The organism is Klebsiella sp. PCX (genome assembly GCF_021869705.1).
Lineage (GTDB): Bacteria > Pseudomonadota > Gammaproteobacteria > Enterobacterales > Enterobacteriaceae > Klebsiella > Klebsiella quasipneumoniae.
This window is the reverse complement of sequence record NZ_CP091527.1, coordinates 4,600,975-4,626,045: the sequence shown is the minus strand read 5'-3', so window position 1 is coordinate 4,626,045 and position 25,071 is coordinate 4,600,975. Positions and strand designations below refer to the sequence as shown.

The following is a 25,071-nucleotide window of genomic DNA, read 5'->3' as shown; positions in this document are numbered from 1 at the left end:
TTTTAGCGGCTGGTTCGCCTTGGCGGCCAGCCGTCATATCGGCTCCTTCCCGCATTTTTTGCACAACTTACAGCGCATTGCTCAGAATTGAGTATTATTGTGCGGAGTTGTCGTGAAGGAATCCCCTATGAAGCAAATTCGTATGCTGGCGCAGTATTATGTCGACCTGATGATGAAGCTGGGTCTGGTCCGCTTTTCAATGCTGTTGGCTCTTGCGCTGGTGGTGCTGGCCATTGTGGTACAGATGGCGGTCACCATGGTGCTGCATGGCCAGGTTGAAAGCATCGACGTTATCCGCTCTATCTTCTTCGGTCTGCTCATCACCCCGTGGGCGGTCTACTTTCTCTCGGTGGTGGTGGAGCAACTTGAAGAGTCCCGCCAGCGTCTGTCGCGGCTGGTGGAGAAGCTGGAGGAGATGCGCGAGCGCGATCTGAAGCTGAACGTGCAGCTGAAAGACAATATTGCGCAGTTGAATCAGGAGATTGGCGAACGTGAAAAGGCGGAAGCCGAGCGTGAGACCACCCTTGAGCAGCTGAAGATCGAGATGAAAGAGCGTGAAGAGACGCAGATCCAGCTCGAACAGCAATCCTCCTTTCTGCGCTCTTTCCTCGACGCCTCCCCGGACCTGGTCTTTTACCGCAATGAGGATAAAGAGTTTTCCGGCTGTAACCGGGCGATGGAACTGCTGACCGGCAAAAGCGAGAAACAGCTGATCCACCTCAAACCACAGGACGTCTATAGCGAAGAAGCAGCGGAAAAGGTGCTGGAAACCGATGAGAAGGTGTTCCGCCACAATGTATCGCTGACCTATGAGCAGTGGCTGGACTATCCCGATGGCCGTAAAGCGTGCTTCGAAATCCGCAAGGTCCCGTACTACGATCGCGTCGGTAAGCGTCGCGGCCTGATGGGCTTCGGGCGCGATATCACCGAACGAAAACGCTATCAGGACGCACTCGAACGCGCCAGCCGGGATAAAACCACCTTCATCTCCACCATCAGCCATGAGCTGCGTACCCCGCTGAACGGGATCGTCGGGCTGAGCCGAATTTTGCTGGATACCGAACTGACCAGCGAGCAGGAAAAATACCTGAAAACCATCCATGTCTCGGCGGTGACGCTGGGGAATATCTTCAATGATATTATCGACATGGATAAAATGGAGCGCCGTAAGGTACAGCTCGATAACCAGCCGGTGGACTTCACCAGCTTCCTTGCCGACCTTGAAAACCTTTCCGGTCTGCAGGCGCAGCAGAAGGGACTGCGCTTTGTGCTGGAGCCGAGCCTGCCGCTGCCGCACAAGGTGATCACCGACGGCACCCGCCTGCGGCAGATCCTGTGGAATCTTATCAGCAACGCCGTGAAATTTACCCCACAGGGCGGTGGGGTGAACGTCCGCGTGCGCTATGACGAAGGCGATATCCTGCACTTCGAAGTGGAAGACTCCGGGATTGGTATTCCTGAAGCGGAACAGGACAAAATATTCGCCATGTATTACCAGGTCAAAGACAGCCACGGCGGCAAACCAGCCACCGGCACCGGGATTGGCCTCGCCGTATCGCGCCGCCTGGCGCGCAATATGGGCGGCGATATCAGCGTCACCAGCCAGCCGGGTAAAGGGGCGACCTTTACGCTCACCGTCCATGCGCCTGCCATTGCGGAAGAAGTGGAAGATACCCTGGCGGAAGACGACATGCCATTACCGGCGCTCAACGTGCTGCTGGTAGAAGATATTGAGCTCAACGTCATCGTGGCGCGCTCGGTGCTGGAAAAGCTGGGTAACAGCGTGGATGTCGCGATGACCGGTAAAGCCGCGCTGGAGATGTTTGAGCCTGGCGAGTACGACCTGGTGCTGCTGGATATCCAGCTGCCGGATATGACGGGTCTGGATATCTCTCGTCAGCTAAAACAGAATTTTGCCGCGGATGAGCTGCCGCCGCTGGTAGCCCTGACCGCCAACGTGCTGAAGAATAAGAAAGAGTATCTTGATGCCGGCATGGACGATGTGCTGAGCAAGCCGCTATCGGTGCCGGCGCTGACGGCCATGATCAAAAAATTCTGGGATGCGCCGGAAGAGGAGGCGCAGGAAGCGCCGGCGGCCGATCTGCATAAAGCCGACGCGGTGCTGGATACCGATATGCTGGAGCAATACATCGAACTGGTGGGACCGAAGCTTATCAACGATGGCCTTGCGGTGTTTGAGAAGATGATGCCGGGCTATATGTCCGTCCTTGAGTCTAATCTCACCGCCCGCGATCAAAAAGGGATCGTCGAAGAGGGGCATAAGATCAAAGGGGCTGCGGGTTCTATTGGCCTGCGCCACATCCAGCAGCTGGGTCAGCAGATCCAGACGCCGGACCTGCCTGCCTGGTCTGATAATGTCGCTGAATGGGTTGAAGAGATGAAATCCGAGTGGCAAAACGACGTGGCGATTCTGAAGGCATGGGTGGCGAAGGCCGGGAAAAAATGACCCCGGACAGACCGGGGTGCGCGAATACTGCGCCAACACCAGGGAACTGGTGGTTGAGCCAGTGTGATTTGAGTGATGTTGTTACGTGGCGCAACCTGAGAAGTGGATTGCTCGCTCATTAAGATAGCAAAGCTTAACTAATTTGTTACATGAATCAGTAAAATATGTGAAGCATAGCGAGTAAATCGACATTTTTGACTGGTTTCAGCGAGTTGCATGGAGGAGCGAAGGCGATGAAAAAAATTGGTGTGGTACTGAGCGGCTGCGGCGTGTACGACGGCAGTGAAATTCATGAGGCAGTGATTACCCTGCTGGCGATCGCGCGCAACGGCGCGCAGGCGGTCTGCTTTGCGCCCGATAAACCGCAGCGCGACGTCATCAACCATCTGACGGGTGAACCGTTGACGGAGCAGCGCAACGTGCTGGTGGAAGCGGCGCGCATCGCCCGCGGCGACATCCTGCCGCTGGCGCAAGCGCGTGAGGAGACGCTGGACGCGCTGATCGTCCCCGGCGGCTTCGGCGCGGCGAAAAACTTAAGCAGCTTCGCTGCCGAGGGCAGCAAATGCGAGGTGGACCACGATCTGCGGGCCCTGGCGCTGGCGATGCATCAGGCCGGCAAGCCGCTGGGCTTTATGTGCATCGCTCCGGCGCTACTGCCGAAGATCTTTGCGTTTCCGCTGCGGATGACTATCGGGACCGATCTCGACACTGCCGATGTGGTGGAGGAGATGGGGGCGGAGCATGTGCCTTGCCCGGTCGACGACATCGTGGTGGATGAAGAGAATAAAGTGGTCACCACCCCGGCGTATATGCTGGCGGAGAATATTGTGCAAGCCGCCACTGGGATCGAAAAACTGGTCGCCCGCGTGCTGGCGCTGAGCGCATGAAGCTCCGCATTGCGCCCTTCGCGCTGCTCAAACGACTGGCGCTGCGTCTGCTGCTGATCGCCGCCGTCTTCTGGGGCGGGGGGATCGCGCTGTTTAGCGTGCTGCCGGTGCCCTTTTCGGCAGTCATGCTTGAGCGGCAGGTAAGCGCCTGGCTGTCCGGCGATGTCCACTATCTGGCGCACTCCGACTGGGTCGCCATGGATAAGATCTCCCCGTGGATGGGGCTGGCGGTGATTGCCGCCGAAGATCAGAAGTTCCCGGAACACTGGGGGTTTGACGTCTCGGCAATCGAAAAGGCGCTGGCGCACAATGAGCGTCACGATACCCGCATCCGCGGCGCGTCAACGCTGTCGCAGCAGACGGCGAAAAACCTGTTTTTGTGGGATGGTCGTAGCTGGCTTCGCAAGGGGCTGGAGGCCGGATTGACCGTCGGCATGGAAACCGTGTGGAGTAAAAAGCGAATCCTGACCGTCTACCTGAATATTGCCGAGTTTGGCGAGGGGATTTTTGGTGTGGAAGCGGCCGCCCAGCGCTATTTTCATAAGCCCGCCAGCCAGTTGACGCCGGGGGAAGCGGCTCTGCTGGCCGCGGTGCTGCCAAACCCGATCCGCTATCGCGCCGACGCGCCTTCGGGCTATGTGCGCAACCGCCAGGCCTGGATCTTACGCCAGATGCGACAGCTGGGTGGGGAAGGGTTCATGCGTGAGCATAAGCTCTATTAGCGGGTAAATCCGGCGCCGGGGCTGGTACCGTCGCCAGTCTCCGTCGCCGGGAAGCGTCACCTTTAGTCTTCGTCAAACCCGGCATTAAACAGGGCAATCACCGCGGCGAGGGCTTCCACTTCCTGCGGACCGCTGGCCTCCACCTCTATCTGCCGTCCTTTCGCCGAGTCCAGCATCAGCAGGGCAATGACGCTGTTGGCTTCCGCCTCCGTGCCTTCATCGTTGCGCAGCAACACCTCGGCATCGAAATTCTGCATCAGTTCGAACAGCTTCATCGCCGGGCGGGCGTGCATGCCCAGCTTATTGGTGATTTCAACGGTCTGCTTTACGGTCATGATTTACGTTTTTCCAGCGTCCGATGACGAGACTGCACGTTTTTGCCGCGCGAGCGGAAGTAGTCAGCCAGTTGTTCAGCAATATAAACCGAACGATGTTTACCGCCGGTACAGCCAATGGCCACCGTCAGATAGCTGCGATTGTTGGTCTCCAGCATCGGTAACCATAGCTCAAGATAGCTCCGGGTCTGGTAAATAAAGTTGTGCACTTCGGTGTGCCGATCGAGGAAGGCGGCCACCGGCTTATCCAGACCGGTCATGGGACGCAGCTTCGGATCCCAGTGCGGGTTTGGCAGAAAGCGCACGTCAAAGACGTAATCGGCATCGATCGGGATACCGTGCTTAAAGCCGAAGGATTCGAAGACCATGGTCAGTTCGCGTTCTCGTTTACCCAGCAGCCGGGTGCGCAACATTTCCGCCAGCTCGTGAACCGACATCTCCGAGGTATCGACAATCAGATCGGCCCGCGAGCGCAGGGGCTCCAGCAGATCGCTCTCTTCATCGATGGCGCTTTCCAGCGACAAATTCTTGCTCGACAGCGGATGCAGGCGACGGGTGTCGCTGTATCGACGGATCAGCGTGTTGCGATCGGCATCGAGAAATAGCAGCTGCGGCGAAAAGCACTCCGGCAGGTTTTTCATCGCCTGCTCAAAGATCTCCGGTGATTCCGGCATGTTCCGCACGTCGATGCTGACGGCCGCCGAAATATTGCGGTCAGCCAGCGACCGTGCCAGATCGGGCAGCAGCACGACCGGCAGGTTATCCACGCAGTAAAAGCCCATATCTTCCAGCGCTCGCAGAGCGACGGATTTACCCGAGCCCGAGCGGCCGCTGACGATCATCAGTACCATGTACCGTTTCTCCTCAGTACGATAAAGGATAAGGTGCGACTGCCGTTATGCGTCATCGCTGCTTCCTGCTTCGGTGATGATCTCATACAACTCTTCATCGCTCTGCGCCGCGCGCAGGCGACGACAAATCGCTTTGTCGGCCAGCCGTTTGGCCACCAGGGAGAGCGTATGCAGGTGGGTTTTTGTCTGATCGGCCGGCACCAGCAGCGCGAACAGCAGGTCGACAGGCTGATTGTCGATCGCGTCGAAGGCGATGGGGGTTTCCAGCTGGACAAAAACGCCGACAGCACGCAGCGTATCCTCTTCCAGTTTTCCGTGGGGAATGGCGATACCATTGCCAATCCCGGTACTGCCCATTTTTTCGCGGGTGAGGATCGCTTCGAACACCACCTGCGGCGGCAAACTTAACTGTTTGGCGGCCAGTTCGCTAATGATTTCCAGAGCACGCTTCTTGCTCTGGCAGTGAACCTGGCTACGGGTACATTCCTGGTTCAGGACGTTGCTCAGTTGTAGAGCCGAATCGTTGTTCATCATAATTTCACCTGAGCGCCCCCGCGCCCGTCGCCGATGTTACCTGGCGGCTGACGCAGGGGGGCCCGGACAATTAGTGTTGTTTTAGTTTATCTTTATGCTTCGTTAACTGCCTTGCCAGCTTGTCGATAAGACCATCGACAGCTGCATACATATCCTGCCCTTCCGCACTGGCATGGATTTCGCCACCGTTGACATGCAGATTCGCGTCCGCAATTTGCGTCACTTTCTCTACTTTTAACACAATATAGACCTGATTGATCCGGTCGAAAAATTGTTCCAGCTTGCTGAACTTCGCCGTGACGAAGTCGCGCATCGCGGGAGTGATCTCGACGTTGTGTCCTGTAATGTTGAGCTGCATAGTGTCTTCCTTATCGGTTGTGTCAGACCAGTTGTTTACGCTGGTTTGACGGCGGGATGGATAAAGACTCTCTGTACTTCGCGACAGTGCGGCGCGCGACCATGATACCCTGCTCGGACAGCATGGAGGTGAGCTTACTGTCGCTCAACGGCTTCGCGGGATTTTCCGCGGCGATGAGTTTCTTCACCAGCGCGCGAATCGCCGTCGACGAGGCTTCGCCGCCGCCTTCGGTATTGACATGGCTGGAGAAGAAATACTTCAGTTCAAAAATACCGCGCGGACTGTGCAGATATTTTTGCGTGGTGACACGGGAAATCGTCGATTCATGCATCTCGACGGCCTGGGCGATATCGGCCAGCACCATCGGCTTCATATACTCTTCACCCTGTTCGAAAAAAGCCTGCTGTTGTTCTACGATGCAGCGGCTCACGCGCAGCAGGGTATCGTTGCGGCTTTCCAGACTTTTAATCAGCCAGCGGGCTTCCTGCAGATTGCTGCGAATGAACTGGCCGTCGGCGTCATTGCGGGCGCTGTTGCCCATTGCCGCATACTGCTGATTAATTTTCAGCCGTGGAATGCTGTCGGCGTTGAGCTCCACGGTCCAGCGGCCGCTGACCTTGCGCACCAGCACGTCGGGAATGACATATTCCGGTTCGCTGGTTTGAATGGACTGGCCGGGACGGGGATCCAGGGACTGGATCAGGTTCACCGCCTCTTTCAGCACCTCTTCTTTCAGCCGGGTCACCCGCATCAGGGTGCGGAAATCATGGTTGGCCAGAAGATCGAGATGATTGCTGATAATCAGCCGGGCCTCTTCCAGCCACGGCGTCTCTTTGGCGAATTGCGAGAGCTGGATCAGCAGACAGTCGCGCAGATCTTTCGCCGCGACGCCAACCGGATCAAAACGCTGGATGCGCTTCAGGACGGCTTCCACTTCTTCGAGGCCGATCTCCTCATCGCCGATGCTGTCGACGATATCTTCAATCTGAACGGTGAGGTAGCCCGTATCGTCGACGGCGTCGACAATGGAGGTGGCGATGGCGCGGTCGGTATCGGTGAAGGGCGTCAGCTCGACCTGCCACATCAGGTAATCCTGCAGCGTCTGGGTGGTCTCGCCTTGATAAACGGGGAGTTCGTCGTCCTGGTAGTCCACGCCGTTGCCTGACGGCGTACCGGCGGTATAGATTTCATCCCAGCTGGCATCGAGAGGAAGCTCGTCGGGCATCTCTTTTTGCTCAAGTGCGTCGACGGTATCGAGAGACTCGCGGTCCTCCACCTCTTTCGCCTCTACCTCGTCGTGAAGATCGGTTTGCTCAAGCAACGGGTTACTTTCCAGCGCTTGCTGGAGCTCTTGCTGGAGTTCTAACGTGGACAACTGCAGCAAACGAATCGCCTGCTGCAGCTGCGGCGTCATGGCAAGCTGTTGGCTAAGCCTTAATTGCAAACCTTGCTTCATGTTCAGGGTAAATATCTCCGGCTAAAACGTCTGTAACCTCTACCCTATCAGAGTCTGAAGTCTTCCCCAAGATACACGCGCTTAACCTGCTCATCTTCGAGGATCTGCTGCGGTGTACCATGAGCGATAAGGTGTCCCTGACTGACAATATACGCGCGTTCGCAGACCGCGAGAGTCTCTCTGACGTTATGGTCGGTAATCAGTACGCCGAGGCCGCTGTCGCGCAAATGCTCAATGATGCGTTTGATGTCGATAACCGAGATCGGATCCACGCCGGCAAAGGGTTCATCCAGAAGAATAAATTTCGGGTTGGCCGCCAGCGCGCGGGCGATTTCGACGCGGCGGCGTTCACCACCGGAGAGCGCCTGACCGAGGCTGTCGCGCAGGTGCTCAATATGAAACTCTTCCATCAGCTCTTTGGCGCGATCTTCCCGCTGCTCGCTGCTCAAATCGTCACGGATCTGCAGGACCGCCATCAGGTTGTCATAAACGCTCAGGCGACGGAAAATCGAGGCTTCCTGCGGCAGATAGCCGATCCCCCGGCGCGCGCGCGCGTGCAGCGGCAGCAGGCTGATGTCTTCGTCATCAATGATAATATTGCCCGCGTCGCGCGGCACAATCCCGACCACCATGTAGAAGGTGGTGGTTTTACCGGCGCCGTTGGGGCCAAGCAAGCCGACAATCTCCCCCGAGTTAACGGTGAGACTGACATCTTCCACCACGCGGCGGCCTTTATACGCTTTAGCGAGATTCTTCGCAGTTAAGGTTGCCATAACGGATTAGTTACTCTTCTTTTGCTGGTTGCCGCTTTTGTCCTGCAGCTCGGACGGCACCAGAACGGTGGTGACGCGTCGACCTTTGTCGCTGAAGGCCTGCATTTTTTGCTCTTTCACCAGATAGGTGATCTTGTCGCCCTTGATGTTGCTGTCGAGCTGTTCAAGGTACGCGTTGCCGGTCAGCACGACGTAATCGTTCTGCAGCTCATAGCGCATTTTCGACGCCCGGCCTTTTACCGGTTTGCCGTTATCCTGCATCTGGTAGAAGGTGGCCGGGTTACCGAAACCTTCGATCACCTCTTTGCCTTTTTCATTGCCCGGACGGGTGACCACCACTTTATCAGCGTTAATTTTGATCGTCCCCTGAGTCACGACCACGTTACCGGTGAAGGTGACGACATTGCCCTGCATATCCAGCGACTGCTGATCGGATTCGATATGGATCGGCTGATCGGTATCGCCCGTCTTGGCGAGGGCCGGCAGGCTGGCGGCCAGTAACGCGCCGGCGAGCGCAATCTTAAGGCTGAGTTTGTTTGTTCTGAATTTCATAAGAGGTTCTCACCTTTTCAATCAGCTCGGCATTTTTGCTGCGAAGGTTTCCACGCATTTTCAGGCCGCTGGAATTAAATGTGGTGCCGTATAACGTCACCATGTCATCAGAGGTAACGTCCTGCGTTACCAGATTTATCTGGGCGTTATCCGTCGTAATTTTGCGCAGTTGAGAGTCAGGCGCGAGCGCATTCACCTCAACGTGCCCGTAAAGATAGAGCATCCGGTCATTTGTCAGCTTCGCTTTATCTGCTCTGACTGACCAGGTTGGCACCTTATTGGTATCAAAGGTGGTCATCACTGGTTTGGTAAACCAGGAGACCTCCTGATCGGAAAAATACTCCACATGCTCGGCAATCAGCCGATAGCTCAGGGCGCCTTCCGGACTGTACACCACGGTGTCAGTGTGTTCGCTTTTATACGTCGGGTCGTTGGGATTGACCTCCTGCTGGGCCGTGTCGTCCGTATTCGCCAGATTCAGGCCGATGAGGATCAGCGCGAGCAGCGACAGTAAAATGATAACCCAACGTCTGGTTTTACTCATATTGATTGCCCTTTGGCCTCATCCAGCTTGCCCTGCGCCAATAGTAACAAATCGCAGACTTCGCGTACCGCGCCGCGTCCGCCATTAATCCGGGTGATGTAATCGGCGCACGGCAGCAGCAGCGGATGCGCATCCGCGACGGCGACGCTAAGCCCCACTTCGGCCATCACCGGCCAGTCAATCAGATCGTCGCCGATGTAGGCGACTTCCTCTGGCCGCACGCCCAGTTTGTCAGTGAGATCGCGGAACGCCAGCAGCTTGTCCGACTGCCCCTGATACAAATGCGTGATGCCCAACGTCTGACAGCGATCTTCTACCAGTTTAGCTTTTCGTCCGGTAATAATCGCCACTTCAATGCCAGAGGTCAGCGCGCAGCGGATACCATAGCCATCGCGGACGTTGAACGCTTTCAGCTCCTCGCCGTGATTACCCATATAGATAAGCCCGTCGGATAATACACCGTCGACATCGAGGATCAGTAAACGGATCTTAGCCGCGCGATCGAGAAACGTCTGGCTTACCGGCCCATAGCAGGTCGCTAACGGAGCATCAGCATTATTCATTATTTTTTCCTTACTTACACTACGCCCGCGCGCAGGAGATCGTGCATATGTACCACACCCAGCAGATGGTCGCCATCGGCAACCAGCACGCAGGTGATATGACGGGATTGCATCAGGTTTAGCGCATCCACCGCCAGGGTGCCGGGACGGATACGGATCCCTCCCCGGGTCATGACGTCGGCAATGCTGGCATCGCGCATATCAACGCCGGTGTCGAAGACCCGGCGCAGGTCACCGTCGGTAAAGATACCGATGATGTTCATGTCGTCATCGCAGATAGCGGTCATACCTAAATTTTTACGGGTGATTTCCAGCAGCGCATCGCGCAGGGTGGCCTGCAGGCCGACGTGCGGGATCTCATCACCGGTATGCATAATATCATTGACGCGCAGCAACAGCTTACGACCGAGTGCGCCACCCGGATGCGAGAGAGCGAAATCCTCAGCGGTAAAGCCGCGGGCTTCCAGCAGGGCGACGGCGAGGGCATCGCCCATCACCAGCGCGGCGGTGGTGCTGGAGGTGGGCGCCAGCCCTAACGGACAGGCCTCCTTCGGCACTTTCACGCACAGATGGATATCCGCCGCGCGCGCCATGCTGCTTTCAGGCCGGCTGGTAATGCAGATAAGCTTCACCTGCTGACGTTTCAGGACCGGGATCAGCGCGAGGATTTCGTTCGATTCGCCGGAGTTCGACAACGCAATCACCACGTCCTGCGGCGTAACCATGCCCAAATCGCCGTGCGCGGCTTCGCCTGGGTGGACAAAAAATGCCGACGTGCCGGTACTGGCGAAGGTTGCCGCCATTTTGCGGCCGATATGGCCGGATTTGCCCATCCCCATCACCACGACCTTCCCGCCGCAGCGGAAAATCGTTTCGCAGGCGCGGGTGAAATCGTCATTTATATACTGATCGAGCTGGGCCAGACCTTCACGTTCAATTTCCAGCACCTGACGGCCTGCCTGTTGAAAGTCAAAATCCGTGGGCAAATCTATTTGCGACATGATGTTATCCCGAGTCATTCAACGAAGAGCGGCGCTGTCCAGAACAGCATCGCCAACCAAACCACAAAACCGCCGACCAGCAGCGCGCCAACCAGTCGTCCCGGCTGCTGCTGGCGGCGCCAGCACAGCACGGCGAAGATCAGGCTGACCAGCAACATCACGCCATAGTCGCGGGTAAAGGCTTCCGCCGCAAAGGCTCCCGGCGCGATCAGCGCCGGCAAACCCAGCACCAGCGCAATATTGAGGATATTTGCGCCGATGATATTGCCGATGGCAATGTCATCTTCCCCTTTGCGCGCCCCGGCGATGGCGGTGGCCAGCTCCGGCAGGCTGGTGCCTATCGCCACTACCGTCAGGCCGACGGTCAGTTCACTGATGGCAAAATAGTTTGCCAGCACCGTACTGTTATCTACCACCATGCGGGTGGCCATCGGCATGACGATCATCGCCACCCCTAACCACAGCAGAGCGACCGGCAGCGACCCTTCACGCGGCAGTTCGGCCAGCTGTTCGCGGGTCAGGCTATCGCTTCCCTGGCGTTCCGCCAGACGGGCGATTTTGATGGTGAACAGCAGCCATAGCAGCGCCAGCGCCAGTAAAAACAGGCCATCGAGACGGGACAGTTGACCATCATAGAGCACCAGCCCTGCCAGTACGCTGACCAGCAACATTAGCGGTAATTCGCGGCGCAGAATATCAGAATGCACGGTAAATGGCCTGAGTAAGGCAGCCAGACCGAGGATCAGGAGAATATTAGTAATGTTGGAGCCGAGCGCGGTGCCCACCGCCAGATCGGTCTGTCCATGCAGCGAGGCCGCGGTGGAAACCATGATCTCTGGCAGGCAAGTGCCAATACTCACCACCGTCATACCGATGATCAGCGGCGGGATCCCCAACATGCGACAGAGGATGGAGGCGGCATAGACCAGACGATCGGCGCTGTAGACAACCAGCAATAAACCAATAATTAACAGAGCCGTCGCTAAGAGCATCTAAAGTCCTTTCTTCAGGTATAATCGTCGCCTCGCTGGGTTATCCCTACGCAGCGTAACGAATTCTTAATTTTGACTTTATGCGTGCCAAAAGTAAAACAAATGCCAGCTTTCGCTAACCTGTGCAGGTAAGATTCTGTAAAAATGTTGTGATTGTGGCGTAAGAAAGGGCGATGCTTGCCCATCAGGTGCTTAGTAAGGATGATTTTATGAGCCAAACTCAGGCGAATTTAGTTGAAGTGCGCGGTATCCGCTTTTCTCGCGGCGATCGCGTGATCTTCGACGACATCTCGCTGTCGGTGCCGCGCGGTAAAATTACTGCGATTATGGGACCTTCGGGGATCGGCAAGACTACCCTGTTACGCCTGATCGGCGGACAGATCCCGCCGGACAGGGGAGAGATCCTGTTCGATGGCGAGAACGTGCCGCAGATGACCCGTTCGCGTCTGTACACGGTGCGTAAGCGGATGAGCATGCTGTTCCAGTCCGGGGCGCTGTTCACCGACCTCAATGTCTTTGACAACGTCGCCTACCCGCTGCGCGAACATACGCATCTGCCGCCTGCGCTGCTGCATACGACGGTGATGATGAAGCTGGAGGCGGTAGGGCTGCGCGGTGCGGCGAAGTTAATGCCCTCTGAGCTTTCCGGCGGCATGGCGCGCCGCGCCGCCCTGGCGAGGGCCATTGCCCTGGAGCCGGATCTCATTATGTTCGACGAACCGTTCGTCGGGCAGGATCCCATCACCATGGGCGTGCTGGTGAAGCTGATTTCTGAACTCAACAGCACGCTGGGTGTCACCTGCATCGTGGTTTCGCACGATGTGCCTGAGGTGCTGAGCATTGCGGACTATGCGTATATCGTGGCGGATAAAAAGATTGTCGCCCACGGCAGCGCCCAGTCGCTACGTGAGAATGCTGACCCTCGGGTTCGTCAGTTCATTGATGGTATTGCCGACGGCCCGGTGCCGTTCCGTTATCCGGCTGGCGACTATCACCATGATTTATTAGGCATAGGGAGTTGAGCGACTGATGCTGTTTAATGCGCTGGCCGCGCTAGGCCATCGCGGTATTAAAACCACCGCGACCTTTGGACGCGCCGGATTAATGCTGTTCAACGCCGTTGTCGGCAAGCCAGAGTTTCGCAAGCACGCGCCGCTGCTGGTTCGTCAGCTCTACAACGTCGGCGTTCTGTCGATGCTGATTATCATTGTATCGGGCCTGTTTATCGGTATGGTGCTCGGGCTGCAGGGGTATCTGGTCTTAACCACCTACAGCGCAGAGACCAGTCTTGGCATGCTGGTGGCGCTGTCGCTGCTGCGCGAGCTGGGGCCGGTGGTCGCCGCGCTGCTGTTTGCCGGTCGCGCCGGGTCGGCGCTGACCGCCGAGATTGGCCTGATGCGGGCCACGGAACAGCTCTCCAGTATGGAGATGATGGCGGTGGATCCGCTGCGCCGCGTCATTTCTCCCCGTTTCTGGGCCGGCGTCATTTCGCTGCCGCTGCTGACGATTATCTTCGTTGCGGTGGGGATCTGGGGTGGAGCGCTGGTGGGCGTGAGCTGGAAAGGCATTGATGGTGGTTTTTTCTGGACCGCGATGCAAAATGCCGTCGACTGGCGAATGGATCTGGTGAACTGCCTGATTAAGAGCCTGGTATTCGCCATTACGGTAACCTGGATTGCGTTATTCAATGGTTATGACGCTATCCCCACTTCCGCCGGGATTAGCCGGGCGACTACGCGCACCGTGGTGCATGCGTCGCTGGCGGTTCTGGGGCTGGATTTTGTGCTGACTGCGCTGATGTTTGGGAATTGAGTTCATGCAAACGAAAAAAAATGAAATCTGGGTAGGGGTGTTCTTACTGGTGGCGCTGCTGGCGGCGCTGTTTGTCTGCCTGAAGGCGGCGAACGTCACCTCGCTACGTACTGAGCCGACTTACCGTCTTTACGCGACCTTCGATAATATCGGCGGCCTGAAAGCACGCTCGCCGGTGCGCATCGGCGGTGTGGTTGTTGGCCGCGTGGCGGACATCACCCTCGACCCGAAAACCTATCTGCCGCGCGTGGAGCTCGATATCGATGAGCGCTACAACCATATCCCTGATACCAGTTCGCTGGCGATCCGCACCTCTGGCCTGCTGGGCGAGCAGTATCTGGCGCTGAACGTCGGTTTTGAAGACCCGGACCTCGGGACGACTATTCTTAAAGACGGCGGTACTATCCAGGACACCAAGTCCGCTATGGTGCTGGAAGATCTGATTGGTCAGTTCCTTTATAACAGTAAGGGCGGCGACAATCAGAATTCTGGCAATGATAAGGCCGAGGCAGAAGGTCATACTGACGCGACGCCGGCAGCCGGCACGACGCATTAATTTCAGGAGAAACACGATATGTTTAAACGCTTACTCATGGTCGCCATGCTGGTGATTGCCCCGCTGACCGCCGCCCAGGCGGCAGACCAGTCCAATCCGTATAAGCTGATGAATGAAGCGGCGCAGAAAACCTTCGATCGCCTGAAGAATGAACAGCCGAAGATCAAGGCCAACCCTAACTATCTGCGCGACATCGTCGACCAGGAGCTTCTGCCTTATGTGCAGGTGAAGTATGCCGGCGCGCTGGTGCTGGGCCGCTATTACAAAGAAGCTACCCCGGCGCAGCGTGAAGCTTATTTTGCCGCCTTCCGTGAATACCTGAAGCAGGCCTATGGCCAGGCGTTGGCAATGTACCATGGTCAGACCTATCAGATTGCCCCGGAACAGCCGCTGGGCAGCGCGACCATCATTCCGATCCGCGTCACTATCATCGACCCGAACGGCCGTCCGCCGGTACGTCTCGACTTCCAGTGGCGTAAAAATACCCAGACCGGCAACTGGCAGGCCTACGATATGATTGCGGAAGGGGTCAGCATGATCACCACCAAACAAAACGAGTGGAGCGACCTGCTGCGTACCAAGGGCGTTGATGGCCTGACCGCGCAGCTCAAAGCGATCTCCGCTCAGCCGATCACCCTGGAACAGAAAAAATAATGAGCGGGCAGCTGAGCTGGACTCGTGATGGCGAGACGCTGGCGCTGCACGGAGAGCTGGACCAGGATCTGCTGGTCCCGCTCTGGGAGGCACGCGCCCAGGCGACGGCGGGGACAGCGATCATCGATCTCAGTCAGACCACGCGCGTGGACACGGCGGGCCTGGCGCTGTTAATGCATTTTGTAGCGCTGATTCGCCGCCAGGGCCGGGAAGCGCAGCTGATCGGCAAGAGCGAAAATCTGCAAACGCTGGTCGGTCTTTACAACCTGCCTGTCGATATGATCCCATAATCTTTTCAGTGTCTTAGCGCTGAAGCTATTCCGAAAGCCCCGGCAATCTTTTCGCCGGGGCTTTTTGCTTGTTTAAGACCGCGCCACTTTCCTCTAAGATGTTGGGCTGTTTTCACTATCAGATAAATTTGAGCCCATGGAAAATCATGAAATTCAGACCGTGCTGATGAACGCACTCCCCCTCCAGGAAGTCCACGTCTCTGGCGATGGCAGCCACTTTCAGGTTATTGCTGTGGGTGAGATGTTCGATGGCATGAGTCGGGTTAAAAAGCAGCAGAGCGTCTACGCGCCGCTGATGGAATATATTGCTGACAACCGCATCCATGCGCTGTCGATCAAGGCCTTTACTCCGCAGGAGTGGGCGCGAGACCGCAAACTAAATGGCTTCTAAGCTGTGGGGGATCCCCTGCAGCGTATGTGAATTTTTAATAGAGAACAGAATCAATGGATAAATTCCGTGTTCAGGGGCCGACTCGCCTTCAGGGCGAAGTCACCATCTCCGGTGCAAAAAACGCCGCCCTGCCAATCCTCTTTTCCGCGCTGCTTGCCGAAGAGCCGGTAGAGATCCAGAACGTACCTAAGCTGAAAGACATCGATACCACCATGAAGCTGCTGAGTCAGCTGGGCGCGAAGGTAGAGCGCAATGGTTCGGTGTGGATTGACGCCGGCCCGGTCGATGTATTCTGTGCTCCGTACGATCTGGTGAAAACCATGCGCGCCTCTATCTGGGCGCTGGGGCCGCTGGTGGCGCGTTTCGGTCAGGGACAAGTCTCTCTGCCTGGCGGCTGCGCCATCGGCGCGCGTCCGGTCGATCTGCATATTAGCGGCCTGGAACAGCTGGGCGCCGAGATCAAACTGGAAGAAGGTTATGTAAAAGCTTCGGTCAATGGTCGTCTGAAAGGCGCGCATATCGTGATGGATAAAGTGAGCGTCGGCGCCACCGTCACTATCATGAGCGCAGCGACCCTCGCCGAGGGTACGACGATTATCGAAAACGCCGCTCGCGAGCCGGAGATCGTCGATACCGCGAACTTCCTTAACGCGCTGGGCGCAAAAATCAGCGGCCAGGGTACCGATCGCATCACCATCGAAGGCGTGCAGCGTCTGGGCGGCGGCGTTTACCGTGTGCTGCCGGACCGTATTGAAACCGGGACCTTCCTGGTGGCCGCAGCCATTTCCGGCGGCAAGATCCTCTGCCGTAACGCGCAACCAGATACCCTCGATGCCGTACTGGCGAAGCTGCGCGACGCCGGAGCGGACATCGAAACGGGCGAAGACTGGATCAGCCTTGATATGCATGGCAACCGTCCGAAAGCGGTTAACGTGCGTACCGCGCCGCATCCGGGCTTCCCGACCGATATGCAGGCCCAGTTCACGCTGCTCAACCTGGTCGCGGAAGGGACCGGCGTGATCACCGAAACGATCTTTGAAAACCGCTTTATGCACATTCCGGAACTGATCCGTATGGGTGCTCACGCGGAGATCGAGAGCAATACCGCGATCTGTCATGGCGTGAAGCAGCTTTCGGGCGCGCAGGTGATGGCGACTGATTTGCGTGCTTCGGCGAGCCTCGTGCTGGCAGGTTGTATCGCTGAGGGAACCACCATCGTCGATCGCATCTATCATATCGATCGTGGCTATGAGCGTATTGAAGATAAACTGCAGGCGCTGGGTGCCAATATTCAGCGCGTGAAAGGCGAGTAATCGCGTCCTGAAAGGGCCCGGGTGTCTCTCCCGGGTCCTTGTCGCATAATCACATCACTTGTCCATCTTCTTCTGACGCATCATCTGCGTTCTGTCGATAAACTCATGCGTTACCGGATCATGGTAGCGTGACGGCCAGATGACCCATGGCTGTGTATCCAGCGCCGTGGCGATGATTAATTCGCCTTTCGGCCAGGGGCGGGTCAGGGCGTTCGCCAGCGTTGAAGAACTCAGACCGTGCCGTCGCGACTCTGCCGCCAGCGATGTTCCCCGTTTACGTAATCCAGCAACAATATCTGCGGGATGCCAGTCGATGAACTTATCCATAAATTCTCCTGGTGATAAAGATCCTGAACGGCCCATATGGGCAACGGAGACACTATACCCGCGCACCAGGTAAGGTTCTAACAAGTTCTGTTAAAGCGTCGGAATATTCAGAATGTATCAAGATATCGGGAAATTTACGGTAGGGAATGGATTTTTACTGGAACTTTCCCGCGCACTGCGCGGGAAGGGAGAGGGGATTAATGATCGCGCTGAACCGCGATATGCGCCAGCCCGATCAAGGCTTCACGCCAGGGGGTGTCCGGGAGAATCTGCAGCGCGGCAATCGCTTTGTCAGCTTCTTCTTCAGCACGTTTCTGCGTCCACTCCAGCGAACCGCAGGCAGCCATCGTTTCCAGGACGGCATCCAGCAGATGGCGGCCGTTGCCCTGCTCGATAGCCCCGCGGATCATCGCCGATTGATCGGCGGTACCATGGTGCATGGCGTGCAGCAGCGGTAGCGTCGGTTTGCCTTCGTTGAGGTCGTCACCGACGTTTTTACCGAGCCGCTCTCCGTCGGAGCTGTAATCGAGTAAATCGTCGATCAGCTGGAAAGCGGTGCCGAGATAGCGGCCATAATCCTGCAACGCGCGCTCTTCTTCCGCAGTGCAGTCGGCCAGCAGTCCCGCACACTGCGAGGCTGCCTCAAACAGACGCGCCGTCTTGCTGTAGATGACGCGCATGTAGTTCTCTTCCGTGATATCCGGGTCATTGACGTTCATCAGCTGCAGCACTTCGCCTTCGGCAATGACGTTCACCGCTTCCGACATGACCTCGAGGATCTTCAGCGAGCCCAGCTGGGTCATCATCTGAAAGGCGCGGGTATAGATAAAATCGCCGACCAGCACGCTGGCGGCATTGCCAAACGCCGCATTTGCCGTGGCTTTGCCGCGACGCATATCAGACTCATCGACGACGTCGTCATGCAGCAGGGTGGCGGTATGAATAAATTCAATCAGCGCAGCGATGGTGACATGCGCGCTCCCCTGATAACCCACCGCGCGCGCGGCGAGCACAGCAATCATCGGGCGAATGCGTTTGCCGCCGCCGCTGACGATGTAATAGCCTAACTGATTGATAAGCTGAACATCGGAGTTGAGTTGCTCAAGAATCGTCGCATTGACACCCGCCATATCTTGCGCGGTTAACTCATTGATTTTTTCTAAATTCATCGCAAAAGCCGGGCCAAATGTCCTGTTACCATGAATCCAGGTGGGATCACAGAAGGATTAAGACAGAATTAAAAGAAGATATGATTGTACTGAAAAATTGCCGTAGATAAACGTTGTCGTGAAAGTTGTGTTTTTTTTCTGCATTGATCGCTAATCGCTCTTGTCAAAGGCTCGCGTTTTGCGTAATATTCGCGCCCTATTGTGAATATTTATAGCGCACTCTGAATCACACGAAGAGGTGCGCGGAAGCGGAGTTTTATATGTACGCGGTTTTCCAAAGTGGTGGTAAACAACACCGAGTAAGCGAAGGTCAGACCGTTCGCCTGGAAAAGCTGGACATCGCAACTGGCGAAGCTGTTGAGTTCGCTGAAGTGCTGATGATCGCAAACGGTGAAGAAATCAAGATCGGCGTTCCTTTCGTTGAGGGCGGCGTAATCAAAGCTGAAGTTGTTGCTCACGGTCGTGGCGAGAAAGTTAAAATCGTTAAGTTTCGTCGTCGTAAACACTATCGTAAGCAGCAGGGCCATCGTCAGTGGTTCACTGATGTGAAAATCACTGGCATCAGCGCCTAAGACCTGAGGAGTAGATTTAAATGGCACATAAAAAGGCTGGCGGCTCGACTCGTAACGGTCGCGATTCAGAAGCTAAACGTCTGGGCGTAAAACGTTTCGGCGGTGAAGCAGTTCTGGCAGGTAGCATCATCGTTCGTCAACGTGGTACCAAATTCCACGCTGGCACCAACGTTGGTTGCGGCCGTGACCACACTCTGTTCGCTTTGACTGACGGTAAAGTCAAGTTCGAAGTTAAAGGCCCGAAAAACCGTAAATTCATCAGCATCGTTGCTGAATAAGTTTTTCGCGTCCCGGTAACGGATGAAAGCCCCGCAACACGTTGCGGGGCTTTTTACATTCGTCTACCGGAAAATTTTTGCAGGGAAACAGGCATGAAGCAGCAGGCTGGGATTGGCATTATTCTGGCGCTTACCACCGCGATGTGTTGGGGAGCGTTGCCGATTGCAATGAAGCAGGTTCTTGAGGTGATGGCGCCGCCAACGGTGGTGTTTTATCGCTTCCTGATGGCCAGTATTGGCCTTGGCGCGATTCTCGCGATCAAAGGCAAACTGCCGCCGCTGCGGATTTTTCGCAAGCCGCGCTGGCTGGTCTTATTAGCGATTGCCACCGGCGGTCTGTTCGGTAACTTCATTCTGTTCAGTTCTTCCCTGCAGTATCTCAGCCCCACGGCTTCTCAGGTCATCGGCCAGCTATCGCCGGTGGGCATGATGGTGGCTAGCGTCGTGATTCTGAAAGAGCGCATGCGCGGCACCCAGGTGGTGGGCGCGTTGATGCTGCTCAGCGGGCTGGTGATGTTCTTCAACACCAGCCTGATTGAAATCTTTACCCGCCTGACGGACTACACGTGGGGGGTAATTTTCGGCGTTGCTGCCGCCACGGTGTGGGTAAGCTACGGCGTCGCGCAAAAGGTGTTATTGCGCCGTCTGGCATCGCAGCAGATACTATTTTTGCTGTACACTTTATGTACGATTGCATTACTGCCGCTCGCTGAGCCTGGGGTGATATCCCGGTTAAGCAGCTGGCAACTGGCATGCCTGATTTTTTGCGGGCTAAATACCCTGGTCGGCTACGGCGCGCTGGCGGAAGCCATGGCGCGCTGGCAGGCGGCGCAGGTCAGCGCGTTAATCACCTTGACGCCACTGTTTACGCTACTGTTTTCTGATTTATTATCAATGGCCTGGCCCGATGTTTTCGCCAGACCGATGTTAAACCTGATTGGTTATCTCGGTGCGTTTGTCGTGGTTGCGGGCGCGATGTATTCCGCCATCGGTCATCGTCTTTGGGGACGTTGGCGTAAGCGAGAGGCGGTAGTACCGCTGCCCCGCTCAGGCGAATGATTTACGGAGAGTAAAATGAAGTTTGTAGATGAAGCAACGATCCTGGTCGTAGCAGGTGACGGCGGCAATGGTTGCGTAAGCTTCCGCCGCGAGAAATATATTCCGAAAGGCGGCCCGGACGGCGGCGATGGCGGTGACGGCGGCGATGTCTGGCTGGAAGCGGACGAGAACCTGAATACCCTGATCGACTACCGTTTTGAAAAATCTTTCCGCGCCGAACGCGGGCAGAATGGCCAGAGCCGCGACTGTACCGGTAAGCGTGGTAAAGACGTGACGGTAAAAGTGCCGGTCGGGACCCGGGTTATCGACCAGGGCACCGGCGAGACCATGGGCGATATGACCAAACACGGTCAGCGTCTGATGGTGGCGAAGGGCGGCTGGCACGGTCTGGGCAACACCCGTTTTAAATCATCCGTTAACCGTACCCCGCGTCAGAAGACCATGGGTACGCCGGGTGATAAGCGCGACCTGCAGCTGGAGCTGATGCTGCTGGCGGACGTCGGAATGCTGGGGATGCCGAACGCCGGTAAATCCACCTTCATCCGTGCGGTCTCCGCCGCCAAGCCAAAAGTGGCTGACTATCCGTTTACCACCCTGGTACCAAGCCTGGGCGTGGTGCGTATGGACAACGAGAAGAGCTTTGTGGTCGCCGATATCCCGGGGCTGATTGAAGGCGCAGCGGAAGGCGCAGGCCTCGGTATCCGCTTCCTCAAGCACCTTGAGCGCTGCCGCGTATTGCTGCACTTGATCGACATCGAGCCTATCGACGGTTCCGATCCGGTTGAGAACGCGCGCATCATCATCGGCGAACTGGAGAAATACAGCGAGAAGCTGGCCTCCAAACCGCGCTGGTTAGTCTTTAACAAGATTGACCTGATGGACAAAGCGGAAGCCGAAGCTAAAGCGAAGGCGATTGCTGAAGCGCTGGGTTGGGAAGAGAAATTCTACCTGATCTCCGCCGCCAGCCAGCAGGGCGTGAAAGATCTGTGCTGGGACGTGATGACCTTCATCATCGAAAACCCCATCGTGCAGGCGGAAGAAGAGCAGAAGCCGGAGAAAGTCGAGTTTATGTGGGACGACTATCACCGTCAGCAGCTTGAAGAGGCCGAAGCCGAAGTGGAAGATGACGAAGACTGGGATGACGACTGGGACGAAGACGACGAAGAAGGCGTCGAATTCATCTACAAACGCTAATCCTGACTTCTTTGGATCAAAAAGGGCCGCATCTGATGCGGCCCTTTTGTTTTTAGTTGTTCTGGTACAGATCCTTATAAAGCCGGCTTTCAAAGCGCACCAACGGTATGCGGCGATTACGCTGATCGGCTGGCTCCACGGCGTAGCCGGAGAGGTATTGCACGAAGGCCACCTTCTGCCCGCTGGCGGTAGTGATGAAGCCCGCAAGGTTATAAACCCCCTGCAGTGACCCAGTTTTCGCCGAGACTTTGCCATCGACGCCCGCCTGATGGAGGCCGGCGCGATACTGCAGCGAGCCGTCATGGCCCGCCAGCGGCAGCATAGAGATGAAGTTGAGCTCGGTGTCGTGCTGGGCGATATACTGCAACACCTGCATCATGGTCGCCGGGGCGATCAGGTTGTGGCGCGACAGGCCAGAGCCGTCGGCGATGATGGTGTTGCCAAGATCAACACCAGCCTGTTGACGCAGGATCTGACGTACGGCATCGGATCCTGCCCGCCAGGTCCCTGGTACGCCGAACCGGGCATGACCGATGGTACGAAAAACGGTATCCGCAATCATGTTGTCGGATTTCTTCAGCATGATCCGCAGCAGATCGTGCAGCGGCGCCGACTGGGTGGTGGCTAATACCGTACCGGGCTCATTGGCCAGTGTCTGACGCAGCAGCGTGCCGCTATAGGCGATCCCCGCCTGCTTCAGCTCCGCTTTAAGGATCGCCCCGGCATAGCTGGCACCATCCTGTATCGCAAAGGCCAGCGGCAGCGGTTCGCTACGCTGCGGCAGGCAGCCGGTGAGGGTATAGCGGTTGAGGTCGCCCGGCACCACGTCCAGTTCGCAATACTGGGCTTCCGATGAGCCGCGCGCCAGGGTGCGAACCTGACTGAACATGGTGACCGGATAATAGGAGGCGACGCGAATGAAGGCGAGATCGCCCGGCTTCTGCGCGCTATACAGCGAGACCGAGAAGCAGTTGCGGTCGACAATCGCCGCCGCAGGCGGAGCGCTGAAGCATTGCGTCATGTCGTTCCACGGCCACCCCGGCGCTTTATCATGGCTGGCGAAGACCGAGGTATCGATAAGCACATTGCCGTCGATACGCTGCACGCCAGCTTTTTTTAGCGTCGCCACCATGTTGCGAATATCCTGCCGCTTCAGCGTTGGGTCGCCGCCGAAGCGGGCGATCAGATCGCCTTTCAGCACGCCGCCGTCCAGTGAGCCTTTGGTTTCCAGCGTGGTGGTGAAGCGAAAATCGGGCCCCAGTTGCAGCAGCGCCGCCAGCGCGGTGATGACCTTTTGCGTACTGGCTGGAAGTGCCATTTGCTGGCTGTGATAGTCGATTTCCGGCGTCGACGCGCCGACCTTTTGCGCCATAAAGGCAAGGTTCGCACCGGCGGGAAGCTGGGTGATGTACTCGTCAATATTCGCCGCCTGAGCGCTAAGCGCTATACCGGCAGTCAATCCGATGATAAATCTGGGAAATCGCATAATCTCGCGCTAACAACCTGAAGCCAGGCCGTCATACTACGGTGCAACGCCCAGTAAAGTAAACGATGACCCATAATGAACTTCGGGTTAAAATACCTATCAAATGAAAAATTGCTGCTGACCTGGGGAGTGTTTCCCGGGTCGGTTTCTTTTTGCTCGTGTCCTGCCCGTGTACAGGACAGGTGGCGGAGCGGGGCTATCCGTTCCCTGAAGGAATGATAAAGAGGTATAACTAATGCAAGCGATTCCGATGACCTTACGTGGCGCTGAAAAACTGCGCGAAGAACTGGATTATCTGAAGTCTGTGCGTCGTCCTGAAATCATTGCCGCTATTGCTGAGGCCCGTGAACACGGCGATCTGAAAGAGAATGCCGAGTATCACGCCGCGCGTGAACAGCAGGGCTTCTGCGAAGGGCGTATCAAGGACATCGAAGCGAAACTGTCCAACGCGCAGGTTATCGATATCACCAAAATGCCGAACAATGGCCGGGTGATTTTTGGTTCAACCGTCAGTGTGCTGAACCTCGATACTGACGAGGAGCAGACCTACCGTATCGTGGGCGATGACGAAGCTGATTTTAAGCAGAATCTGATCTCCGTGAACTCGCCGATTGCCCGTGGTCTGATCGGTAAAGAGCAGGATGACGTCGTGACTATCCGCACACCAGGTGGGGAAGTGGAATACGAAATTACCAAGGTTGAATACCTGTAAGGCGTATTTCCCGCTACGATGTTTATAGATTGTAAAGAAAGGAAAAAGGCCGCATAGCGGCCTTTTATCAACGTCACGAGCATGGCATTTTGCTCGCCTGGCCACAGAAATCCCTCGTTTTACACAAAGTTGTGTCGGGATTGAGGATATTCTTAGCGTGGCAGCGAGATTTTACGCTCTGGCGTTGGGCGGTACAGAACCAGCGTTTTACCGATGACCTGTACGTTACAGGCGCCGGTTTCGCGCACGATGGCTTCCACGATCAAGGCTTTAGTTTCGCGATCTTCTGAGGCGATCTTCACCTTGATGAGTTCATGGTGCCCTAACGCTTGTTCGATCTCGGCCAGTACCCCTTCGGTCAAACCATTGTTGCCAAGCATAACTACCGGCTTGAGCGGATGTGCCAGACCTTTCAGGTGCTGTTTTTGTTTAGTACTCAGATTCATCGTATTTTTTTGCTTACGTTGGGATTGAAAACGGGTCATTCTACCGCCATCTCCCATATATCGCCAAACTACCGCGTCGATTTTTACGCAGTTAAGTACGATGAACCCGAACGGGAATGTTAAATGACAGGTAAAAAGCGTTCTGCCAGCTCAAGCCGCTGGCTTCAGGAACACTTTAGCGATAAATATGTTCAACAGGCACAGAAAAAGGGGTTACGTTCCCGTGCCTGGTTTAAACTTGATGAAATACAGCAAAGTGACAAAATTTTTAAGCCGGGGATGACGGTAGTCGACCTCGGTGCTGCTCCCGGTGGCTGGTCGCAGTATGCGGTCACGCAGATCGGCAACAGCGGCCGCATCATCGCTTGCGATCTTTTACCAATGGATCCAATTGTTGGTGTGGACTTCCTTCAGGGCGATTTTCGTGATGAATTAGTCCTGAAAGCGTTACTTGAGCGAGTGGGCGACAGTAAAGTACAAGTGGTCATGTCCGATATGGCGCCGAATATGTGCGGAACACCGGCGGTGGATATTCCCCGGGCTATGTATCTGGTAGAACTGGCGCTTGAAATGTCTCGTGATGTATTAGCGCCAGGTGGTAGTTTTGTAGTGAAGGTGTTCCAGGGCGAAGGCTTCGATGAGTATCTTCGAGAAATTCGCTCCCTGTTTACGAAGGTCAAAGTTCGTAAGCCGGACTCTTCCCGCGCTCGTTCGCGTGAAGTGTATATTGTAGCGACCGGGCGTAAACCATAACCGGCAGATTTCAAACGAAAGTTT

General features: G+C 56.3%; 31 protein-coding genes. 16 read left to right on the top strand and 15 right to left on the bottom strand.

The window, feature by feature from the left end:
- Nucleotides 1–127: 127 nt before the first annotated feature.
- From arcB to mtgA, 3 genes are all read left to right on the top strand, one after another.
- The gene (gene arcB, locus GQR96_RS22140; RefSeq protein WP_023319214.1) at nt 128–2,467 is read left to right on the top strand and encodes an aerobic respiration two-component sensor histidine kinase ArcB; all 2,340 of its coding nucleotides are present in this window, start codon (nt 128–130) and stop codon (nt 2,465–2,467) included.
- 233 nt (nt 2,468–2,700) lie between these two features.
- Nucleotides 2,701–3,354, top strand: coding sequence for an isoprenoid biosynthesis glyoxalase ElbB (elbB, locus tag GQR96_RS22135; protein ID WP_004206211.1), 654 nt, complete (start codon nt 2,701–2,703; stop codon nt 3,352–3,354).
- The gene (gene mtgA / locus GQR96_RS22130; RefSeq protein WP_004206209.1) at nt 3,351–4,076 is read left to right on the top strand and encodes a monofunctional biosynthetic peptidoglycan transglycosylase; all 726 of its coding nucleotides are present in this window, start codon (nt 3,351–3,353) and stop codon (nt 4,074–4,076) included. The genes elbB and mtgA overlap by 4 nt, the downstream gene beginning before the upstream one ends.
- 62 nt (nt 4,077–4,138) lie before the next feature.
- On the opposite strand, the gene npr is transcribed toward mtgA, so the two are convergent.
- From npr to GQR96_RS22075, 11 genes are all read right to left on the bottom strand, one after another.
- On the bottom strand, nt 4,139–4,411 hold the full coding sequence (gene npr, locus GQR96_RS22125) for a PTS phosphocarrier protein NPr (protein ID WP_002918431.1): 273 nt from the start codon (nt 4,409–4,411) through the stop codon (nt 4,139–4,141).
- A complete protein-coding gene (rapZ, locus tag GQR96_RS22120) occupies nt 4,408–5,262 on the bottom strand; it encodes an RNase adapter RapZ (protein WP_004206208.1) in 855 nt (284 codons plus the stop codon). The genes npr and rapZ overlap by 4 nt, the downstream gene beginning before the upstream one ends.
- Before the next feature lie 45 nt (nt 5,263–5,307).
- Nucleotides 5,308–5,796, bottom strand: a complete 489-nt coding sequence (ptsN, locus tag GQR96_RS22115) for a PTS IIA-like nitrogen regulatory protein PtsN (protein WP_004144926.1) — start codon at nt 5,794–5,796, stop codon at nt 5,308–5,310.
- Between the two features lie 70 nt (nt 5,797–5,866).
- Entirely contained in the window at nt 5,867–6,154 is a 288-nt protein-coding gene (gene hpf / locus GQR96_RS22110) for a ribosome hibernation promoting factor (protein WP_004206206.1), read from the bottom strand.
- A 22-nt stretch (nt 6,155–6,176) separates the two neighbouring features.
- On the bottom strand, nt 6,177–7,610 hold the full coding sequence (rpoN, locus tag GQR96_RS22105; protein ID WP_032456660.1) for an RNA polymerase factor sigma-54: 1,434 nt from the start codon (nt 7,608–7,610) through the stop codon (nt 6,177–6,179).
- 47 nt (nt 7,611–7,657) lie between these two features.
- Nucleotides 7,658–8,383 (bottom strand): LPS export ABC transporter ATP-binding protein, encoded by a 726-nt coding sequence (gene lptB, locus GQR96_RS22100; RefSeq protein ID WP_004206203.1) that lies wholly within the window; start codon nt 8,381–8,383, stop codon nt 7,658–7,660.
- 6 nt (nt 8,384–8,389) lie between these two features.
- Nucleotides 8,390–8,935 (bottom strand): lipopolysaccharide ABC transporter substrate-binding protein LptA, encoded by a 546-nt coding sequence (gene lptA / locus GQR96_RS22095; RefSeq protein WP_002918415.1) that lies wholly within the window; start codon nt 8,933–8,935, stop codon nt 8,390–8,392.
- On the bottom strand, nt 8,904–9,479 hold the full coding sequence (lptC, locus tag GQR96_RS22090) for an LPS export ABC transporter periplasmic protein LptC (RefSeq protein ID WP_004206202.1): 576 nt from the start codon (nt 9,477–9,479) through the stop codon (nt 8,904–8,906). Before lptC ends, lptA begins: the two co-directional genes overlap by 32 nt.
- Nucleotides 9,476–10,042: a 3-deoxy-manno-octulosonate-8-phosphatase KdsC gene (gene kdsC, locus GQR96_RS22085; protein ID WP_065903864.1), complete on the bottom strand. Its 567-nt coding sequence runs from the start codon at nt 10,040–10,042 to the stop codon at nt 9,476–9,478. Before kdsC ends, lptC begins: the two co-directional genes overlap by 4 nt.
- Nucleotides 10,043–10,056: 14 nt before the next feature.
- The gene (gene kdsD / locus GQR96_RS22080; RefSeq protein ID WP_004206200.1) at nt 10,057–11,043 is read right to left on the bottom strand and encodes an arabinose-5-phosphate isomerase KdsD; all 987 of its coding nucleotides are present in this window, start codon (nt 11,041–11,043) and stop codon (nt 10,057–10,059) included.
- 14 nt (nt 11,044–11,057) lie between these two features.
- On the bottom strand, nt 11,058–12,035 hold the full coding sequence (locus GQR96_RS22075) for a calcium/sodium antiporter (protein ID WP_004206198.1): 978 nt from the start codon (nt 12,033–12,035) through the stop codon (nt 11,058–11,060).
- Between the two features lie 209 nt (nt 12,036–12,244).
- Between GQR96_RS22075 and mlaF the strand changes: the two genes are divergently transcribed.
- The 7 genes from mlaF to murA all read left to right on the top strand — a co-directional run bounded on the left by mlaF (nt 12,245) and on the right by murA (nt 17,051).
- Nucleotides 12,245–13,057 carry a phospholipid ABC transporter ATP-binding protein MlaF gene (gene mlaF, locus GQR96_RS22070; protein ID WP_004206196.1) on the top strand — a complete coding sequence of 271 codons (813 nt, stop codon included), beginning with the start codon at nt 12,245–12,247 and terminating at the stop codon, nt 13,055–13,057.
- A 7-nt stretch (nt 13,058–13,064) separates the two neighbouring features.
- Nucleotides 13,065–13,847 carry a lipid asymmetry maintenance ABC transporter permease subunit MlaE gene (mlaE, locus tag GQR96_RS22065; protein WP_004150949.1) on the top strand — a complete coding sequence of 261 codons (783 nt, stop codon included), beginning with the start codon at nt 13,065–13,067 and terminating at the stop codon, nt 13,845–13,847.
- Nucleotides 13,848–13,851: 4 nt separating this feature from the next.
- On the top strand, nt 13,852–14,403 hold the full coding sequence (mlaD, locus tag GQR96_RS22060) for an outer membrane lipid asymmetry maintenance protein MlaD (protein WP_004206195.1): 552 nt from the start codon (nt 13,852–13,854) through the stop codon (nt 14,401–14,403).
- Between the two features lie 18 nt (nt 14,404–14,421).
- On the top strand, nt 14,422–15,057 hold the full coding sequence (gene mlaC, locus GQR96_RS22055) for a phospholipid-binding protein MlaC (protein ID WP_004206194.1): 636 nt from the start codon (nt 14,422–14,424) through the stop codon (nt 15,055–15,057).
- Nucleotides 15,057–15,347 carry a lipid asymmetry maintenance protein MlaB gene (gene mlaB, locus GQR96_RS22050; RefSeq protein WP_004206192.1) on the top strand — a complete coding sequence of 97 codons (291 nt, stop codon included), beginning with the start codon at nt 15,057–15,059 and terminating at the stop codon, nt 15,345–15,347. Before mlaC ends, mlaB begins: the two co-directional genes overlap by 1 nt.
- Before the next feature lie 136 nt (nt 15,348–15,483).
- The gene (ibaG, locus tag GQR96_RS22045; protein ID WP_004144910.1) at nt 15,484–15,738 is read left to right on the top strand and encodes a BolA family iron metabolism protein IbaG; all 255 of its coding nucleotides are present in this window, start codon (nt 15,484–15,486) and stop codon (nt 15,736–15,738) included.
- Between the two features lie 53 nt (nt 15,739–15,791).
- On the top strand, nt 15,792–17,051 hold the full coding sequence (murA, locus tag GQR96_RS22040) for a UDP-N-acetylglucosamine 1-carboxyvinyltransferase (protein ID WP_004206190.1): 1,260 nt from the start codon (nt 15,792–15,794) through the stop codon (nt 17,049–17,051).
- Between the two features lie 54 nt (nt 17,052–17,105).
- Here the strand turns inward: murA and sfsB are convergent, their stop codons facing one another.
- A complete protein-coding gene (gene sfsB, locus GQR96_RS22035; RefSeq protein WP_004206189.1) occupies nt 17,106–17,378 on the bottom strand; it encodes a DNA-binding transcriptional regulator SfsB in 273 nt (90 codons plus the stop codon).
- 197 nt (nt 17,379–17,575) lie between these two features.
- Nucleotides 17,576–18,547 carry an octaprenyl diphosphate synthase gene (ispB, locus tag GQR96_RS22030; protein WP_004206188.1) on the bottom strand — a complete coding sequence of 324 codons (972 nt, stop codon included), beginning with the start codon at nt 18,545–18,547 and terminating at the stop codon, nt 17,576–17,578.
- 260 nt (nt 18,548–18,807) lie between these two features.
- On the opposite strand from ispB, the gene rplU reads away from it, so the two are divergent.
- The 4 genes from rplU (at nt 18,808) to cgtA (ending at nt 21,650) form a co-directional block, all read left to right on the top strand.
- Entirely contained in the window at nt 18,808–19,119 is a 312-nt protein-coding gene (rplU, locus tag GQR96_RS22025; protein WP_002918379.1) for a 50S ribosomal protein L21, read from the top strand.
- 20 nt (nt 19,120–19,139) lie between these two features.
- Nucleotides 19,140–19,397, top strand: coding sequence for a 50S ribosomal protein L27 (gene rpmA / locus GQR96_RS22020; RefSeq protein ID WP_002434222.1), 258 nt, complete (start codon nt 19,140–19,142; stop codon nt 19,395–19,397).
- A gap of 93 nt (nt 19,398–19,490) precedes the next feature.
- The gene (locus GQR96_RS22015; protein WP_004206187.1) at nt 19,491–20,456 is read left to right on the top strand and encodes a DMT family transporter; all 966 of its coding nucleotides are present in this window, start codon (nt 19,491–19,493) and stop codon (nt 20,454–20,456) included.
- A gap of 15 nt (nt 20,457–20,471) precedes the next feature.
- Nucleotides 20,472–21,650, top strand: a complete 1,179-nt coding sequence (gene cgtA, locus GQR96_RS22010) for an Obg family GTPase CgtA (protein WP_004206186.1) — start codon at nt 20,472–20,474, stop codon at nt 21,648–21,650.
- Between the two features lie 52 nt (nt 21,651–21,702).
- Here cgtA and dacB read toward each other — a convergent pair whose 3' ends face one another.
- Entirely contained in the window at nt 21,703–23,136 is a 1,434-nt protein-coding gene (gene dacB, locus GQR96_RS22005; protein ID WP_004206185.1) for a serine-type D-Ala-D-Ala carboxypeptidase, read from the bottom strand.
- Between the two features lie 235 nt (nt 23,137–23,371).
- On the opposite strand from dacB, the gene greA reads away from it, so the two are divergent.
- On the top strand, nt 23,372–23,848 hold the full coding sequence (gene greA / locus GQR96_RS22000) for a transcription elongation factor GreA (RefSeq protein WP_002918375.1): 477 nt from the start codon (nt 23,372–23,374) through the stop codon (nt 23,846–23,848).
- 152 nt (nt 23,849–24,000) lie between these two features.
- Here the strand turns inward: greA and yhbY are convergent, their stop codons facing one another.
- Nucleotides 24,001–24,294 (bottom strand): ribosome assembly RNA-binding protein YhbY, encoded by a 294-nt coding sequence (yhbY, locus tag GQR96_RS21995; RefSeq protein ID WP_002918374.1) that lies wholly within the window; start codon nt 24,292–24,294, stop codon nt 24,001–24,003.
- 123 nt (nt 24,295–24,417) lie between these two features.
- Here yhbY and rlmE point away from each other — a divergent pair, with 123 nt between their 5' ends.
- The gene (gene rlmE, locus GQR96_RS21990) at nt 24,418–25,047 is read left to right on the top strand and encodes a 23S rRNA (uridine(2552)-2'-O)-methyltransferase RlmE (RefSeq protein ID WP_002918373.1); all 630 of its coding nucleotides are present in this window, start codon (nt 24,418–24,420) and stop codon (nt 25,045–25,047) included.
- The last annotated feature ends 24 nt before the right edge of the window (nt 25,048–25,071 follow it).

Excerpts from the sequence above, each read along its gene's own strand:
- arcB (WP_023319214.1), top strand. The coding sequence starts at position 128 with ATGAAGCAAATTCGTATGCTGGCGCAGTATTATGTCGACCTGATGATG.
- elbB (WP_004206211.1), top strand. The coding sequence starts at position 2,701 with ATGAAAAAAATTGGTGTGGTACTGAGCGGCTGCGGCGTGTACGACGGC.
- mtgA (WP_004206209.1), top strand. The coding sequence starts at position 3,351 with ATGAAGCTCCGCATTGCGCCCTTCGCGCTGCTCAAACGACTGGCGCTG.
- npr (WP_002918431.1), bottom strand. The coding sequence starts at position 4,411 with ATGACCGTAAAGCAGACCGTTGAAATCACCAATAAGCTGGGCATGCAC.
- rapZ (WP_004206208.1), bottom strand. The coding sequence starts at position 5,262 with ATGGTACTGATGATCGTCAGCGGCCGCTCGGGCTCGGGTAAATCCGTC.
- ptsN (WP_004144926.1), bottom strand. The coding sequence starts at position 5,796 with ATGATGAACAACGATTCGGCTCTACAACTGAGCAACGTCCTGAACCAG.
- hpf (WP_004206206.1), bottom strand. The coding sequence starts at position 6,154 with ATGCAGCTCAACATTACAGGACACAACGTCGAGATCACTCCCGCGATG.
- rpoN (WP_032456660.1), bottom strand. The coding sequence starts at position 7,610 with ATGAAGCAAGGTTTGCAATTAAGGCTTAGCCAACAGCTTGCCATGACG.
- lptB (WP_004206203.1), bottom strand. The coding sequence starts at position 8,383 with ATGGCAACCTTAACTGCGAAGAATCTCGCTAAAGCGTATAAAGGCCGC.
- lptA (WP_002918415.1), bottom strand. The coding sequence starts at position 8,935 with ATGAAATTCAGAACAAACAAACTCAGCCTTAAGATTGCGCTCGCCGGC.
- lptC (WP_004206202.1), bottom strand. The coding sequence starts at position 9,479 with ATGAGTAAAACCAGACGTTGGGTTATCATTTTACTGTCGCTGCTCGCG.
- kdsC (WP_065903864.1), bottom strand. The coding sequence starts at position 10,042 with ATGAATAATGCTGATGCTCCGTTAGCGACCTGCTATGGGCCGGTAAGC.
- kdsD (WP_004206200.1), bottom strand. The coding sequence starts at position 11,043 with ATGTCGCAAATAGATTTGCCCACGGATTTTGACTTTCAACAGGCAGGC.
- GQR96_RS22075 (WP_004206198.1), bottom strand. The coding sequence starts at position 12,035 with ATGCTCTTAGCGACGGCTCTGTTAATTATTGGTTTATTGCTGGTTGTC.
- mlaF (WP_004206196.1), top strand. The coding sequence starts at position 12,245 with ATGAGCCAAACTCAGGCGAATTTAGTTGAAGTGCGCGGTATCCGCTTT.
- mlaE (WP_004150949.1), top strand. The coding sequence starts at position 13,065 with ATGCTGTTTAATGCGCTGGCCGCGCTAGGCCATCGCGGTATTAAAACC.
- mlaD (WP_004206195.1), top strand. The coding sequence starts at position 13,852 with ATGCAAACGAAAAAAAATGAAATCTGGGTAGGGGTGTTCTTACTGGTG.
- mlaC (WP_004206194.1), top strand. The coding sequence starts at position 14,422 with ATGTTTAAACGCTTACTCATGGTCGCCATGCTGGTGATTGCCCCGCTG.
- mlaB (WP_004206192.1), top strand. The coding sequence starts at position 15,057 with ATGAGCGGGCAGCTGAGCTGGACTCGTGATGGCGAGACGCTGGCGCTG.
- ibaG (WP_004144910.1), top strand. The coding sequence starts at position 15,484 with ATGGAAAATCATGAAATTCAGACCGTGCTGATGAACGCACTCCCCCTC.
- murA (WP_004206190.1), top strand. The coding sequence starts at position 15,792 with ATGGATAAATTCCGTGTTCAGGGGCCGACTCGCCTTCAGGGCGAAGTC.
- sfsB (WP_004206189.1), bottom strand. The coding sequence starts at position 17,378 with ATGGATAAGTTCATCGACTGGCATCCCGCAGATATTGTTGCTGGATTA.
- ispB (WP_004206188.1), bottom strand. The coding sequence starts at position 18,547 with ATGAATTTAGAAAAAATCAATGAGTTAACCGCGCAAGATATGGCGGGT.
- rplU (WP_002918379.1), top strand. The coding sequence starts at position 18,808 with ATGTACGCGGTTTTCCAAAGTGGTGGTAAACAACACCGAGTAAGCGAA.
- rpmA (WP_002434222.1), top strand. The coding sequence starts at position 19,140 with ATGGCACATAAAAAGGCTGGCGGCTCGACTCGTAACGGTCGCGATTCA.
- GQR96_RS22015 (WP_004206187.1), top strand. The coding sequence starts at position 19,491 with ATGAAGCAGCAGGCTGGGATTGGCATTATTCTGGCGCTTACCACCGCG.
- cgtA (WP_004206186.1), top strand. The coding sequence starts at position 20,472 with ATGAAGTTTGTAGATGAAGCAACGATCCTGGTCGTAGCAGGTGACGGC.
- dacB (WP_004206185.1), bottom strand. The coding sequence starts at position 23,136 with ATGCGATTTCCCAGATTTATCATCGGATTGACTGCCGGTATAGCGCTT.
- greA (WP_002918375.1), top strand. The coding sequence starts at position 23,372 with ATGCAAGCGATTCCGATGACCTTACGTGGCGCTGAAAAACTGCGCGAA.
- yhbY (WP_002918374.1), bottom strand. The coding sequence starts at position 24,294 with ATGAATCTGAGTACTAAACAAAAACAGCACCTGAAAGGTCTGGCACAT.
- rlmE (WP_002918373.1), top strand. The coding sequence starts at position 24,418 with ATGACAGGTAAAAAGCGTTCTGCCAGCTCAAGCCGCTGGCTTCAGGAA.